The organism is Acinetobacter sp. YH12233, assembly GCF_013417725.1.
Taxonomy (GTDB): Bacteria; Pseudomonadota; Gammaproteobacteria; order Pseudomonadales; family Moraxellaceae; genus Acinetobacter.
This window is the reverse complement of the sequence record NZ_VPDK01000010.1, coordinates 39,280-54,102: the sequence shown is the minus strand read 5'-3', so window position 1 is coordinate 54,102 and position 14,823 is coordinate 39,280. Positions and strand designations below refer to the sequence as shown.

At 38.7% G+C, this 14,823-nt stretch carries 13 protein-coding genes and 1 pseudogene; 9 read left to right on the top strand and 5 right to left on the bottom strand.

Translation table 11 applies throughout. The features are described 5' to 3' along the window. Positions 1–23 precede the first annotated feature (23 nt). The 7 genes from FTV12_RS06485 to FTV12_RS06455 all read left to right on the top strand — a co-directional run bounded on the left by FTV12_RS06485 (position 24) and on the right by FTV12_RS06455 (position 6,453). Positions 24–950, top strand: coding sequence for a branched-chain amino acid transaminase (locus FTV12_RS06485; protein WP_005232095.1), 927 nt, complete (start codon positions 24–26; stop codon positions 948–950). A gap of 394 nt (positions 951–1,344) precedes the next feature. Beyond that, the gene (locus tag FTV12_RS06480; RefSeq protein ID WP_180017159.1) at positions 1,345–2,115 is read left to right on the top strand and encodes a glycosyltransferase; all 771 of its coding nucleotides are present in this window, start codon (positions 1,345–1,347) and stop codon (positions 2,113–2,115) included. A gap of 41 nt (positions 2,116–2,156) precedes the next feature. Beyond that, positions 2,157–3,131: a Stealth CR1 domain-containing protein gene (locus FTV12_RS06475; protein WP_166139023.1), complete on the top strand. Its 975-nt coding sequence runs from the start codon at positions 2,157–2,159 to the stop codon at positions 3,129–3,131. 9 nt (positions 3,132–3,140) lie between these two features. Then, positions 3,141–3,914, top strand: a complete 774-nt coding sequence (locus FTV12_RS06470) for a glycosyltransferase family 25 protein (protein ID WP_180002347.1) — start codon at positions 3,141–3,143, stop codon at positions 3,912–3,914. 1 nt (position 3,915) lies between these two features. Continuing rightward, positions 3,916–4,686 carry a glycosyltransferase family 25 protein gene (locus tag FTV12_RS06465; RefSeq protein ID WP_180017157.1) on the top strand — a complete coding sequence of 257 codons (771 nt, stop codon included), beginning with the start codon at positions 3,916–3,918 and terminating at the stop codon, positions 4,684–4,686. 182 nt (positions 4,687–4,868) lie between these two features. Beyond that, complete coding sequence (locus tag FTV12_RS06460) at positions 4,869–5,654, top strand: glycosyltransferase family 25 protein (RefSeq protein ID WP_180017155.1); 786 nt, start codon at positions 4,869–4,871, stop codon at positions 5,652–5,654. 25 nt (positions 5,655–5,679) lie between these two features. Then, entirely contained in the window at positions 5,680–6,453 is a 774-nt protein-coding gene (locus FTV12_RS06455) for a glycosyltransferase family 32 protein (RefSeq protein ID WP_180017152.1), read from the top strand. A gap of 45 nt (positions 6,454–6,498) precedes the next feature. On the opposite strand, the gene FTV12_RS06450 is transcribed toward FTV12_RS06455, so the two are convergent. The 4 genes from FTV12_RS06450 to FTV12_RS06435 all read right to left on the bottom strand — a co-directional run bounded on the left by FTV12_RS06450 (position 6,499) and on the right by FTV12_RS06435 (position 10,431). Beyond that, entirely contained in the window at positions 6,499–7,365 is an 867-nt protein-coding gene (locus FTV12_RS06450) for a lysophospholipid acyltransferase family protein (RefSeq protein WP_180017150.1), read from the bottom strand. Positions 7,366–7,383: 18 nt separating this feature from the next. After that, the gene (locus FTV12_RS06445; protein WP_005232078.1) at positions 7,384–7,605 is read right to left on the bottom strand and encodes a hypothetical protein; all 222 of its coding nucleotides are present in this window, start codon (positions 7,603–7,605) and stop codon (positions 7,384–7,386) included. 115 nt (positions 7,606–7,720) lie between these two features. Then, positions 7,721–9,505: an aspartate--tRNA ligase gene (gene aspS, locus FTV12_RS06440; protein WP_034704264.1), complete on the bottom strand. Its 1,785-nt coding sequence runs from the start codon at positions 9,503–9,505 to the stop codon at positions 7,721–7,723. A gap of 161 nt (positions 9,506–9,666) precedes the next feature. After that, on the bottom strand, positions 9,667–10,431 hold the full coding sequence (locus FTV12_RS06435) for a DUF4184 family protein (protein WP_180017148.1): 765 nt from the start codon (positions 10,429–10,431) through the stop codon (positions 9,667–9,669). A 140-nt stretch (positions 10,432–10,571) separates the two neighbouring features. Here FTV12_RS06435 and znuD point away from each other — a divergent pair. Both znuD and FTV12_RS06425 read left to right on the top strand, forming a co-directional pair. Further along, positions 10,572–12,699, top strand: a pseudogene (gene znuD, locus FTV12_RS06430) (zinc piracy TonB-dependent receptor ZnuD). A gap of 105 nt (positions 12,700–12,804) precedes the next feature. Continuing rightward, a complete protein-coding gene (locus FTV12_RS06425; protein ID WP_180033782.1) occupies positions 12,805–14,268 on the top strand; it encodes a phospholipase D family protein in 1,464 nt (487 codons plus the stop codon). A 76-nt stretch (positions 14,269–14,344) separates the two neighbouring features. Here the strand turns inward: FTV12_RS06425 and FTV12_RS06420 are convergent, their stop codons facing one another. Next, the gene (locus FTV12_RS06420) at positions 14,345–14,797 is read right to left on the bottom strand and encodes a hypothetical protein (protein ID WP_159124087.1); all 453 of its coding nucleotides are present in this window, start codon (positions 14,795–14,797) and stop codon (positions 14,345–14,347) included. Positions 14,798–14,823: the final 26 nt, after the last annotated feature.

Below are 14,823 nucleotides of genomic sequence, written 5' to 3'. Positions count from 1 at the left end.
TGTGAAAAATTGGAGTTTGTGGCATGAATTTGGCTGATCGTGATGGTTTCATTTGGCAAGATGGACAACTAGTAGACTGGCGTGAGGCGAAAACTCACGTATTAACACATACTTTGCATTACAGCATGGGTGTGTTTGAAGGTGTCCGTGCTTATGAAACCCCGAATGGAACGGCTATTTTCCGTCTGAAAGAACACACCAAACGTTTGCTCAATTCTGCAAAAATTTATCAAATGAAAGTTCCATTTGATCACGCAGCTTTAGAACAAGCTCAAATTGATGTGGTTCGTGAAAATAAATTGGCATCTTGCTATTTACGTCCAATTATTTTTATTGGCTCTGAAAAATTGGGTATTGCTGCTACTGACAATACTATTCATGCTGTAGTTGCAGCGTGGAGCTGGGGTGCTTACCTTGGTGATGATGCGATGGCGAAAGGTATTCGTGTAAAAACTTCATCATTCACACACCATCATCCAAACGTGACTATGTGTAAAGCCAAAGCATCTGGTAACTACACATTATCGATTCTTGCTCACCAAGAAGTGGCACATTCTGGTTATGACGAAGCAATGCTGCTTGATCCGCAAGGCTATGTATGCCAAGGTTCAGGCGAAAACGTATTCCTGGTACGTGATGGCGTAATTCATACTCCAGACATCGCTGGTGGCGCATTAGACGGTATTACTCGTCAATCGATTATTACCATTGCTAAAGATCTTGGTTATGAAGTGGTAGAACGCCGTATTACCCGTGACGAATTCTATATTGCAGATGAAGCTTTCTTCACTGGTACTGCTGCTGAAGTAACACCAATCCGTGAATATGATGACCGTCAAATTGGTGAAGGCGTACGTGGTCCAATCACAACTCAAATCCAGAAAGCTTACTTTGATGCAGTTCAGGGTAAAGACCCTAAATATGCGCACTGGTTAACTTACGTAAAATAAGTTAAATCTATGAAAAAGGGACTCATTTGAGTCCTTTTTTTATTTTAGTGACTCTTTCTCAAAATATTAAACTATTAGGTTGTTAGGTAGAGAAGCCAATAAATTGCAGAAAAAATGACGACTCTCATATTTTGGAAAGTTATATATTCACTATAAAAATAAACGAATAAGCGTAACGAACAACTAAAATTAGTGTTGCTCTATACTTATCATTCAAATATGAACTTTATTTTGATATAAGTTGCTGGAAAAATATTCAATTCTTGTGATGAAAAAATGAAGATTATATTTCTTTATGAGATTTGCGGTAAACTGTGCAGAAATGAAAAGCAATAGGCTCAGTCAGTACCAGTAATGGTATGATACTGATATTGCATAGGTGGATGATGGGTGCATGAACGCAAAGCAAAATGACCTTAAGACTCAGGGTGAACAGTCACCTGAACAAAATATTGTGATCTGTATGAAATGGGGCACAAAATATGGGTCTGAATATGTCAATCGTCTTTACAATATGGTGAAGCGACACACAACTGTTGATTTTCAAATGGTGTGTTTAACTGACCGTACTGAAGGGATTGATCCAAATGTGCAATGCTTTCCTATTCCACCGTTGGCTTTGCCAGAAGGTGCACCAGAACGTGGCTGGAATAAGCTCTCTACCTTTGAACCTGATCTCTATGGTTTGAAAGGCAATGCTTTATTTTTAGATCTGGATGTTGTCATTGTCGATAATATTGATGAATTCTTTACGCATCCGGGTGAGTTTCTGATTATCCATGACTGGAAACGACCATGGCGTATTACGGGTAATAGTTCAGTTTATCGCTTTAAGCTCGGAGCTTTTCCTGGTCTTTTGCCATATTTCCGCGAACACTTTGATGAAATCCGTCAAAAATTCCGTAATGAGCAGGCTTATCTTTCTTGGTATGTAGACCAGGAGAAGAAACTTGGTTATTGGCCGGATAGCTGGTGCAAAAGTTATAAATACCATTGCCTACAAAAAATTCCGATGGCTTATTTCAAACCGCCAGTAAAGCCTGAGGGCGTAAAAATTATTATTTTCCATGGGGAGATTAACCCACCTGATGCCATTAATGGTGGTGGTGGTAAATGGTATCGCTATGTGTTGCCATCCCAATGGATCAAGGATGCTTGGCAGTAAGTCCTAAGACTTACATAATCTGATTATTGATTAGAAAAATTATGGAAAAAATAGATTTTGTTATTACTTGGGTTGATGGTAAGGATGAAAAACATCGACTTAAAAGACAACAGTTTCAGCCTGCTAATATTGCCAAAGGTGCTGCCGAGGAAACTCGATTTGCCAGTAATAATGAAATCTACTTTTCAATTGCTTCAATTCTTAAGTATGTTCCTTATTGTGGAACAATTTATATTATTACTGATGAACAACAACCAGCAAATATTTATGATTTCGTCGAACAGGGGTTATGTAATCCGGATCAGATAAAAATAATTGATCATCGAACAATATTTACTGGGTATGAGCAATACTTGCCTACATTTAACTCTTTAAGTATTGAAACTATGCTTTGGAATATTCCAAGCTTATCTCGGTATTTTATTTATTTAAATGATGATTTCTTCTTCAATGCACCTTCTGAATTTGAGGATTTTTTAGCGAATGATCAAATTAAAATTTATGGGCATTGGGAACGCAGTTCGTTAGTTAAAGCAAAATTTAATCTGCGTAAAGGCCTTAATAAATATTTTGGTAAGTCTTTACAGCCTAAATATACAATTGCCCAAATGCTTAGTGCTGACCTTTGTGGATTAAATCAATATTATGAAATTCATCACCGTCCCCATATACTAGATCGTGAATTTTTGAAAGAGTATTTTACAAAGTATCCTGAAATATTACATCAACAGATTAAATACCGTTTTAGAAGTGCTTTACAGTTTTTACCGGTTGGATTAAATAATCATTTAAAAATTCAAGCTAGTAAAGCGATATTATGTGATGATATAAATATTGCTTATCTTAAAAATGAAGCCTCATTATCTTCATTTCTATCTGACTTGAATGACACAACTATTAAATTTGGCTGTGTACAAAGTTTAGATCAATTAAATCCTGAACAATCGTTAAAGATAACCTCTGCTTTAATAACTAAATTTAAAGATTATTTGCCTTTATTTATTCATCATTACTAAGAGCTAGCCATGAAAGTTATAACTTATTTAATTAATTTAGACGGAAGTGATAAACGGCTGGCTGATGCAACTCTACAACTTAATAGTGTCGGTTGGGAATTCGAACGTTTTGCTGCATACGATGGGCGAGGTCAAGCTCTCTCTGAATTTGCACATTATAATGATGATGAAGCGAACCAGATATTAGGTCGTAGTCTAATGAGTTCGGAGTTGGGATGTTATCTAAGTCATTATGGTTGTGCAGAAAAGTTTCTTGCTACTGATGCGGATTATCTTATCGTACTTGAAGATGATATGAAGATTGAACCAGATTTTAAAATAAAACTTGATTGCCTGATTGAGTATCTAGACCAGCATAAAAACTTAGATTGGTATTTAGTGAATATTGCAGCTAAAAAGAAAAAGCTGGCAAAAAATATTACTCAAATTGAGAATATGAGTATATGGCATGCTTATTATTTTCCAATTCGTGGCTTGGGATTGATTTGGTCTCGTCAGGGAGCACAGGCTTTCGTTAACGCTGGAAAAACTATAAATATGCCAGTAGATATTTTCTTTCAAACTTGGTTAAGTAAAAATGGTAAAGGATTAGGAGTTTGGCCACCATTAGTGAAGCCAGCGGGGGTAGATAGTGATATTTTGGGGACAGTTGCAGCTCAAGGGGTGTCACGTAAAGAGAAAGAAAATCGTGATCTATCGTATGGTTTAAAAAAACAGAAACGTATGTGGCGTGATCGTTATTATGCGGTTAAGCATTTATTAAAATCAAAAAAAGTTATGTGATATGAAAAATTTTGTTATTAGTTTAAAAACAGCTACTGCACGTCGTGAACACATTTGTAAGGAATTTGGAAAGCAAAATATAAATTTTGATTTTTTTGATGCTTTGACACCAGATTTAGCCAAACCTTTAGCGGAAAAAATGCACTTGAATGTTGGGGATGAGTATTTAACAGGTGGCGAGTTGGCATGTTTTATGAGCCATGTCTCTGTTTGGCAAAAGATGGTCGACGAGCAGATTCCATATATTGCAGTATTTGAAGATGATATTTTTTTGGGTCAAGATGCATTCTCAATTTTTAGTACATCTGCATGGATTCAAGAAAACTGGCATATTATTAAAACTGAAGCATTCTCCAAAAAAGTTTTATTAGCGAAAAATACATATAATATCGAAAATACTGACCGTGAAATTAAAAGGTTAACTAGTAAAAATTTAGGAACGGCTGGATATATTTTGTCCTTAAAAGGGGCAAAGGAATATCTAAGTTACATCAAGAAAAATTTTTTAGTTCCTTTGGATGAGGTGATGTTTAGAGACTTTATTCAAACTAAGCAATGTGATGTTTATCAAATGTCACCAGCTATTTGTATACAAGAAATGATGTTATATCCAGAGAAGAAGACAGTTCTTTCAAGTGATTTAATAGATGAACGTAAAGCAAGAATGAAAAAATATAAGAAGAAGGGATTGAAAAAAATAAAAAAGGAAATTATACGTATTGTTCATCAAATTAAATATTATTTATTTGGAAAAGAAGTTGATTTTAAATAAAGGAACTAAAAATAAACTTTATAAAAATTCAAATTTAGAGAATTTTTAAGGTTGCTAAGTTATAAGTTAAAGGATTGAATAACTTTCGTAACTGTATGTTAAGGAGTATAATGTTATTAAATTATGGGTTTAGGTAGACCCTAGATTATTTAATAAATCATAGAATTGAATTGCGGTTTAAAATGAATACTTTTGTAATTACCCTCTCGGAAGCTTTATTGCGTCAAAATCATATAAAGAAAGAATTTGCGAAAGAAAATATACCATTTAAATTCTTTGATGCAATTACTCCAAATAGAATTGATCTCATTTCTAAGTCACTAGGTATTGATATTAGAGATTCTGATTTAACTTTAGGTGAACAAGCGTGTTTTTTAAGCCATGTTTGTCTTTGGAAAAAAATAATTGATGAAAACCTGAACTATGTTTGTATTTTTGAGGACGATATACATTTAGGGAATAGTGTTTTTGATTTTTTAAGCCATATAGATATTTATCCTGATGATTTTGATATTATTAAGTTAGAATGTTTTAATGATGTTATATCGGTCGACTCTATTTTTTCAAAGAAAATTTTAGATAGAAAAATTCTAAAATTGAAGTCTAGAAATCTTGGCACAGCTGGATATATTTTGAATAAAAAATCCGCGATTAAACTTATAAGTATTCTTAAAAGTAAAAAAAAATTTGAACCTATTGATCGTTTTATGTTTGAAGTCCTAATTTGTAACAGAGATATTAATATTTATCAAATAGAACCAGCAATTTGTAAGCAAGATTTTCTTATTAATAATAGTGATAAAAATTTGCTTAGTTTTATTGAGGGTGAGAGAAAATTAAGAGTTAGCGAACAATTAAAAAAAGAAAAGATTAAAATCCCATTCAGAAAAAAAATTATTAGAGAAATTTTACGTATTTTTAAAATCTTTGATTATCGGTCAAAAAAGATTTTCAGCACTTTTAATTAAATAACCTATGGAAATTTAGCAAGATATGATTCCTAAAATTATACATTATTGTTGGTTTGGTCCAAATGAAATTTCGGAAAATCAATTGAAGTATATTAACCAGTGGAAAGAATTATGTCCTGAGTGGGAAATAATTCTTTGGAATGAGACTAATTTTGATGTAAATTCAATTCCTTTTACAAAAAAAGCATATGAACTGAAAAAGTATGCTTTTGTTACAGATTATGTAAGGGTATGGGCTTTAAATAAATTCGGTGGTGTATATTTAGATACAGATGTTGAACTCAAGAAAAATATAGAATATTTTTTACAGTATGATGCTTTTAGTTGTTTTGAAACTGAAGGTATACCCTTTACCTCTGCCGTATGGGGAAGTAAAAAAAATCACTCATTACTTACAAATCTCCTTTTTTATTACGAGAATAAGGAATATAGTTTATCGGAGGAACCTAATACATTACTTATCGGTAGTATTTTGAAAAAAGAATTTAATATAGATCCTAATTTAGATATTGATCAAGTTGGATACGATGGTAATGATAGAATTAATATATTTTCTTCAAATTACTTTTGTTTAGATTTACCTGAGAATTATGCATCACATCATTTTTTTGATTCTTGGGCCTTATCTGAAAAGAAAGTTCCATATAAAAAGTTGGTTCATGATAAATATTACTTGAGTAAATTAAATTTTGATTCAGATACTAGCAAAAACATTATCAAACAATTTTCTGGAAATTTGACTTTTAAGAATTTGTTATTGATTATTAGATATTATTTAAAAAGCAAGTTTAAATAAAATTTATCTTTTATATTAAGGCATAGTAATAAATTTAACTGAAAGTTAGTTCTTATATATCCTTTCCTTACCTGCAAGTTTCCTAAACCTTTTGTACCCCCACAAATACTGCTCTGGAGCAATGTTAATCATTCGCTCCATTTCCTTGTTTAAGGTATCTACAGAAAGCTGTAAGTCTTTAGAGAGAATATCTGTTGATAATTTAGTTACATGAATATCAAAGCCGTTTAGATCATCATGACGTAGACAACTCAAGCCAATTACAGAGCATTGGGTTTTTGCAGCCAATTTAGAGAGCAGGGTGGAAGATAAAGCATTCTGTCCATAAAAAGGTGAGTAAATACCACCACTTTCTTTGGGCACATGATCAGGAAGAATAGCAGCGAAGCCACCCTGTTTTAAATGCTTGAATAAAGCCCTTACTCCCGTTTCATCAGTCGGAACAAGGGTAGCATTTAAACGCTGCCGTGCTTCGAGCATAAACCGATCGACATCAGGATTTTTGCTCGGTTTATACATGATGACAGGGCTAGTGTGTTGATTCACCCAGGCATTAAGTAACTCCCAAGTACCAAAATGAGGAACGACTGCTAAAGTTCCATTCGGGTTTTTCAGTGCATCAGTAAAAATTTCCGGATGATGAATATTCCGAATCTGTTTTAATGCAAATTCAGGTTCAGAACCCCAAATTTTGACTGACTCGGCATAGGTCATGCATTGGCTCTGAACACTTCGTTTTGCCAGTCGTGTGCGTTCCGATGCTGACAGTTCAGGATAGGCAATCCCTAAATTAATTTCTGTAGTACGGCGAATCGATGAATTTGTAATATAGAGAAGTGATCCAACACTTTTCGCTAAATTTTGAATGAATCTTAACGGGAGTTTGGAGAAGTTCTTGAGTAATGCGTACATGGTGTGCAGCTTGCCTGATTAAGATTCTTGATCAGGATTGCCTTTAAGCACCATATAAATCAAACCTACAAAAATGACAAGTGCACCTAAAATACTGCTCAGGCAGAAGTACACAATACGGTCATTGGTGTCCAGGTTAAACAGGTTGTTTGCAAGGATATAGCGCATGAACAGCCATTGTACGACTGAAAACACGATCAGCATGATGCCACGGTTACGAACAGCAGGACGCATCGCCATTGCCAAATTACCTAAAAATAGAAACTGAAGCTATTATGCCACTGTCGTGCAGGCTTCTCAATGCAATAAAAAAGCCCTGTTAGAACAGGGCTTTTTTACTCAAATCATCAAGAAATTATTCTTGAGATTCGGCTTTTGGTTTTTCACGTAAGCGAATACCCAAATCACGCAGTTGAGTTGATTCAACTGGTGCAGGTGCTTGAGTCAATGGACATTCAGCAGTTTTGGTTTTCGGGAATGCAATCACATCACGGATTGAAGATGCACCAGTCATCAACATCACCAGACGATCCAGACCGAATGCCAAACCACCATGCGGAGGCGCACCGAATTTAAGCGCATTTAGCAAGAAGCTGAATTTCTCTTCTGCCTCTTCTTCAGAAATACCCAGCGCTTCAAAGATCGCCTTTTGCATTTCTAAAGTATAAATACGCAGTGAACCACCACCGATTTCAGTACCATTCAATACCATGTCATAAGCAACAGACAATGCTTCGCCTGGATTATTCTTCACATCTTCAACGCTTGATTTAGGAAGCGTGAACGGATGGTGAACAGAAGTCCATTTGCCATCATCAGTTTCTTCGAACATTGGGAAGTCAACTACCCAAAGCGGAGCCCATTCGCAAGTTGCAAGGTTCATATCATGACCAATTTTCACACGAAGTGCGCCCATTGCATCATTCACAACTTTGGCTTTGTCTGCACCGAAGAATACGATGTCGCCATTTTCAGCACCAACACGTTTCAACAGATCCAGCACGATAGGCTCGATGAATTTTACGATTGGAGATTGAAGACCTTCGATGCCTTTTTCAAGTTCATTAACTTTGATGTAAGCCAAACCTTTCGCACCGTAGATACCAACGAATTTAGTATATTCATCGATTGCGCTACGTGGCAGTGAGCCCGCACCTGGAACGCGAAGCGCAACGATACGGCCTTTAGGATCTTTAGCAGGACCTGCGAATACTTTGAACTCGACGTCTTGCATCAAGTCTGCAACGTCAACAAGTTTCAAAGGAATACGTAAGTCTGGTTTGTCAGAAGCATAGTCACGCATTGCTTCTGAATAAGGCATACGTTGGAATTTGTCGAATTTGATGCCAAGAAGTTCGTCGAACATCTTAACAGTCATGCCTTCCATCAAATCCATAATATCGTCATCGCTCATGAACGATGTTTCGATGTCGATTTGAGTGAATTCAGGCTGACGATCCGCACGTAAATCTTCGTCACGGAAACATTTAGCGATCTGGTAGTAACGATCTACACCACCTACCATCAACAACTGTTTGAACAGCTGTGGTGATTGTGGAAGCGCATAGAAGCTACCATTAGATACACGGCTTGGAACTAAGTAGTCACGCGCACCTTCAGGGGTCGCACGAGTCAAGATCGGAGTTTCAACGTCTAGGAAACCGTGATCGTCTAAATAGTTACGGATCAGGTTGGTCACTTTAGAACGGAAACGTAAACGATCGATCATTTCAGGACGACGGATGTCCAGGAAACGATATTTCAAACGAATTTCTTCAGAAATGCTTGTATTTTCGTCATTTAATGGGAATGGAGGAGTTTCAGACTGAGCAAGAACTTCAATTTCTTTACCCAATACTTCGATTTGACCACTCACCATGTTGGCATTTTCAGTACCCGCATAACGGCGACGTACACGGCCTGTAATTTTTAATACGTATTCAGAACGTGCTTTGTCTGCTGTTGCAAACGCTTCAGGTGTATCTGGGTCGATAACCACTTGAACAAGACCGTCACGGTCACGCATGTCAAGGAAAATGACACCACCGTGGTCACGGCGACGGTGTACCCAACCGCATAATGTTACGGTCTGGTCAATTTGAGCTTCGGTTAAAGAACCGCAGTAATGAGTTCGCATCATAGCGTTAAAAATCCAACTATATGGGTTAAGGAAGCGTATACGTAAACAGCGTACCGCCTTTAGCAAAGGTAGGATTATGCCTCTTTGGGCATGTTGTCACAAGAACTTGAGGCAAAAACAGTATCATTTTAAAGTGAATAAGCAGGAAGTGGGAGATTTTCCTAGCCCATACGCCGATCACGATCCAGAAATAAAAATAGCAGACAGCCCAGACTAAAAGTGATTAAAAAGCCCTGACTAAATTCATTAATAGATCGTCCAGTAAAATAGTAGAGATCTGATTGCCAGACGTCTGTAGGAATATAGCGTGCATAATCCCAGACTGAAAACAGAGCGGTTAATATAGAAAAGAAAAATAAGCCTCCGGCAAATGATTTGATTTTCAGACTGACTGCGAGATATTGGCGATGCTTTTTATAGTAGTGCACACTCATCCACAGCATAAACGGCAAAACAATCACGGACGTACCGATCTGTAAAATCCGATGCAAGGGATAACTCTGTCCAAACAACTGAAACTGTTGTGCTAAAACTTCATGGAAGGCAAAAGTCCGAAAATCGACGTGGGTCAGACCATCCCAGATTAAATGAGTGGCTGTGCCGATGATCAGTGCTAGACACATCGCCAAGATGAATCTTAAAGCTGAAAGGATGCTGTAAATATTTAAATCATGCTGAATGCCCATGAAACGGTAAATTACTGGCCGGTAAACCAGATACCAGATGCTACAGAAAGCCAGCCCAATCAAGAGGTCTGGATGAATCAGCGAAGACCATAAATGCGTGATATTTGAATTGCTCGAAGTAAACAGTCGATGTAAATCGGGCACCATACAGCCAATCGCCAACGCAGCAATCGGTAGCCGATTACCGCTTAAACGTGAAATAGGTGGAGCAAGCACAGCATGCGATAAGGTAAAGGGCATAAAAATAATGTTTTAATGTAATAAAAAATATTCAAAGAGCATTCTAATAAAATATATCACTGGTTATCGTAAACGATTGCAAAAATAATGAAATGTTATATTATAACATTATTCTATTTTAGTCATTTTGAGCTTGGGTCATGTCTTTTCATAAGAATTTAATAACACTCTCTATTTTTGCGGTTATTACACCATCAGCATTCGCACAACAAGAAGAAGCGACAGTAGCTGTACAAACGCTGGAAACCATCCAGGTTCAGGCCCATCCATTGATACAAACCGCAGCAGATTTTGCGGTTGCGGATCATGTGGTGGATCAAAAAGCATTATCTGAGCGTGCGACGACTATTGGTGATGCACTGGCAGATGAATTGGGTGTCTATTCAAATCAGTATGGAACCGGAGCGAGCCGACCGGTAATTCGAGGCCAGGATGGTCCACGTGTCAAAGTTTTGCAGCATGCCTCCGAAACGGCTGATGTATCTACTCTATCTCCTGACCATGCAGTGACAGTCGATCCGATTCTAGCCAAACAGGTCGAAGTTATTCGCGGCCCATCAACTTTGCTTTATAGCGCGGGAACCGTCGGTGGTCTGGTCAATGTCACTGACCAGAAAATCCCAACCCAAATGCCGGAAGATGGTCTGGAAGGGACTGCTGGACTACGTTACAACTCGGGCAGTGATGAAAAACTGGCAAGTGCAGGCGTGACTGCTGCAGTCGGTGCAAATTTTGCCCTGCGTGTAGAAGGCACTAAACACAAAGCCAATGACTATATTGCGCCTGATTATGTAGTAGAAGAACCTCATGGCGATCATTCACATTTTCACAAAGAACGTCGTGTAGGTAATACCTTTGCTGAAGGCCAGACCGTGAATATTGGTGGATCATGGATTCATGATCGTGGTTTCGTTGGCCTGTCTTATAGCAACCGTCAGGATGAATATGGCTTGCCGGGGCATAGTCATGAATATCATGGCTGTGTATTGCATGGTGATCATTTCCATGGCTGTCCAGAGCTGGGTGCTACCGCAGAGCATGAAGAAGAGCATGGCGGACCATGGGTAGATCTGAAATCTGAACGTTATGAAGTACGTACTGAACTGGAACAGCCTTTTGCTGGTTTTGACAAGTTACGTGCCCATGCCAGCTTTACCGATTATCGAGCATGATGAGCTGGAAGAAAATGAAGTGATTAGTAATTTCAAAAGCAAAGGCTACGATGGCCGTTTAGAGCTGGTGCATGTTCCGGTTGCTGGTTGGGAAGGGGTAATTGGCACCCAATATAGCCAGCAGAAAATCAATCTGGCTGCTACAGAACATGATCATCATGAAGATGGTGACGAGGATGATGAAGAACATCATGTTCATGGTTCAAGCGTAGTCATGCCAGATACCAAAACTGAAAAATACAGTCTGTTTGCTTTAGAGCATAAACAACTCGGTGATGTGCATGTCGAACTGGGTGCACGTGTTGATCATCAAAAAGTACAAGTTGAATCTGAACAGAAAAATTATTCAGGCACAGGTATCTCTGCTTCTGCCGCTGCGAATTGGGAATTTGCCCCGAACTATAAGTTATCCATTGTAGGTTCACATCAGCAACGTTTACCACTGGCGCAAGAGTTGTATGCCAATGGTCTGCATTTTGCCACCAATACCTATGAAGTCGGTAATCCTGATCTGGAAAAAGAAAGCTCGAATAACCTAGAGCTGGGTTTCGAATATGAAGGTGATAAGCTGGATTATCATGCGCATATTTACCATAACTGGTTTGATGACTATATCTACGGTGCGACTACGGCCAGAAATGGAAATTTGCGTGGGGTAGAATATACTCAAGATAAAGCTCGTTTCTATGGGGCTGAAGCGGAAGCTACTTATGCATTAAATGACACATACAAGTTTGGTGTGTTCGGTGATTATGTACGCGGCAAAATTGAGGGTGAAAATGCACCCCGTATTCCAGCAGGCCGCTTAGGAACCAAGGTTGAAGCAGACTTTGCCGATGGCTGGTCAGGAATGGCAGAGTATTATCATGTCTTTAATCAGGACAAAACGGCCAGTTATGAAGATGAAACCCAAGGCTATAACATGGTCAATGTCGGTCTAAGCTATGCTAATAGCATTGCTGATAAAAATGCCTATCGGGTTTATTTTAAAGCCAATAACCTGCTCGATGATCAGGTCTATTCACATAGCTCATTCCTGTCGAATATTCCGCAAGTCGGACGTAATTTCACAGTCGGCGTACAATATGATTTCTAGGATTCAGATGAAATAACTGACCGAATCCAAGTACTGTCACTGAAATAGACTTGAAAAATCATCAGATTAAACCTAGCCTGAGTATATTGGGTTAGGTTTTTTCTTATGCGTATCTTTCAACGAATTCACAATAAACTGAACTGGTCAAACCGCCGTTATGCGGCCTTGATCATTGGTGTGCTGATGGCCAGTTATCTGGCTTCAGCAATTTATCATACTTATAAACCCTTACCTGAAGGGCTGAATTACACGGGTAAGCTGCGCCATGCACAGGTGAAATTTCTGGTCGATCAGACTTATCTGAATGCACAGGGCAAGCAGCAACTGGATCATCAGATTTTTAATGAAATGCTGAAAATGGTTGAGGAAGCAAAATCCCTGATCGTGCTGGATATGTTTCTGTTTAATCAGCAGACCGGTGCCTCTAAACAGGAACATCAGGCACTCAGCAAACAGCTCACAGAGGCCTTACTCAACAAGCGATTAATGCAGCCTGAAGTGGAAATCAAATTTATTACCGATCCGATTAATTCTGTCTATGGTGGAATTACAGCACAGCATTATCGTGAACTGCGTCAGGCGGGAGTAGATGTAATCGAAACCAATCTGACACCGCTGCGTGCTTCTAATCCAAGCTGGTCAGGTTTCTGGTATCTGTGCTGTCAGGGGATTGGCAATAATCCGGAAAAAGGCTGGTTGCCGAATCCATTTGGTCCAGAAAAAGTGACCTTACGCAGCTATTTCGACCTGTTTAATTTCAAAGCCAATCATCGTAAAACACTGGTCGTGGATACAGATCAGGGCTGGAAAGCACTGGTTACCTCAATGAACCCACATGATGGCAGTTCACGGCACTCCAATATTGGTCTACTGGTCTGGGGCAGAACAGCGATTGATATTCTTGCGACAGAACAGGCGGTCGGGATCATGTCTCAAGCCAATATGCCGGCTGTGATTGCAGGTGAGTTTGAAGCAGAAAAAAAACAGCCTCAAGTTCAGGTGCTAACTGAAAAAGCCATTTATGAGGGAGTTCTAAAGCTGCTTGAAACGGCGAAAGCAGATGAGCAGATTGATCTGGCCATGTTCTATCTGTCAGAACGTAAGATTGTGAAAGGGTTAATTGCAGCGCATGAGCGCGGAGTGAAACTTCGGGTTTTACTTGATCCAAATAAAGATGCATTTGGTCGTGAAAAAAATGGCATTCCTAACCGGCAGGTGGCTTCAGAACTGCATAAAGCTGGTATTCCGGTACGTTGGTGTAATACCCAAGGCGAGCAATGTCATAACAAAATTCTGATGAAATATGGTGCCCAGCAAGCTGAAATGATTTTAGGTTCCGCCAATTTCACGGCACGTAATCTGAAAAATTATAATCTGGAAACCAATTTGCGTGTGGTGGGACAGCCTCAGGCGGAAGTCTTTAGCGATGCGCAGCAGTATTTCAATACGGCCTGGTCTAATTTGAATGGCCGTTCCATGAGCGTGGACTATGCTCAATATGCTGAAGAGTCATTCTGGAAATACTGGTTATACCGTTTTATGGAATGGAGTGGTTGGTCGACGTTTTGATTGGCCTCTCCCTAGCCCTCTCCTGAAAGGAGAGGGAACTCCTTCTCCCTATGGGAGAAGGTTGGGATGAGGGGAGTTATTTTTCTGGATTCGGCGGAACCAGTTGATCCAGTTCTTTATCTGTCAGCTCATCCAGTTCAGAAATATCAGTCTTGATTTTCCATTGAGATTCATCATCCACCGGATTTGGCAAACGTGCTTCTAGCCAGTCGCACACTACATCTGGTGGGAAGTCGGCATGATTACACTGAATGACCCAAGACAGGAAATCTTTAGCGACACCATTCATATAAGGCGGTGGAGAAACTGGAAGAAACTGAGTCGGCAGGCGCTCATTTTTAGAAATATAGTTCAGGACATGACCCAGTTCCTGCACAGTTTGCCATGCTAAAGGATGATCAACGTTGATCTGAAATTTAAACCACCAGGCCTGTTTCCCATCTGAGCCATAGCTATCAATCAGTCCTTTTTGAACACTGGGTACCTTGCAAAAATATTCATATAAACGATCGAAATTTAAATCAGACACAGTATGCAACTCAAAGCATTAAAAAA

Bases quoted from the DNA above. Each gene is read 5' to 3' on its own strand.
- FTV12_RS06485 (WP_005232095.1), top strand. From the start codon at position 24: ATGAATTTGGCTGATCGTGATGGTTTCATTTGGCAAGATGGACAACTA.
- FTV12_RS06480 (WP_180017159.1), top strand. From the start codon at position 1,345: ATGAACGCAAAGCAAAATGACCTTAAGACTCAGGGTGAACAGTCACCT.
- FTV12_RS06475 (WP_166139023.1), top strand. From the start codon at position 2,157: ATGGAAAAAATAGATTTTGTTATTACTTGGGTTGATGGTAAGGATGAA.
- FTV12_RS06470 (WP_180002347.1), top strand. From the start codon at position 3,141: ATGAAAGTTATAACTTATTTAATTAATTTAGACGGAAGTGATAAACGG.
- FTV12_RS06465 (WP_180017157.1), top strand. From the start codon at position 3,916: ATGAAAAATTTTGTTATTAGTTTAAAAACAGCTACTGCACGTCGTGAA.
- FTV12_RS06460 (WP_180017155.1), top strand. From the start codon at position 4,869: ATGAATACTTTTGTAATTACCCTCTCGGAAGCTTTATTGCGTCAAAAT.
- FTV12_RS06455 (WP_180017152.1), top strand. From the start codon at position 5,680: ATGATTCCTAAAATTATACATTATTGTTGGTTTGGTCCAAATGAAATT.
- FTV12_RS06450 (WP_180017150.1), bottom strand. From the start codon at position 7,365: ATGTACGCATTACTCAAGAACTTCTCCAAACTCCCGTTAAGATTCATT.
- FTV12_RS06445 (WP_005232078.1), bottom strand. From the start codon at position 7,605: ATGGCGATGCGTCCTGCTGTTCGTAACCGTGGCATCATGCTGATCGTG.
- aspS (WP_034704264.1), bottom strand. From the start codon at position 9,505: ATGATGCGAACTCATTACTGCGGTTCTTTAACCGAAGCTCAAATTGAC.
- FTV12_RS06435 (WP_180017148.1), bottom strand. From the start codon at position 10,431: ATGCCCTTTACCTTATCGCATGCTGTGCTTGCTCCACCTATTTCACGT.
- FTV12_RS06425 (WP_180033782.1), top strand. From the start codon at position 12,805: ATGCGTATCTTTCAACGAATTCACAATAAACTGAACTGGTCAAACCGC.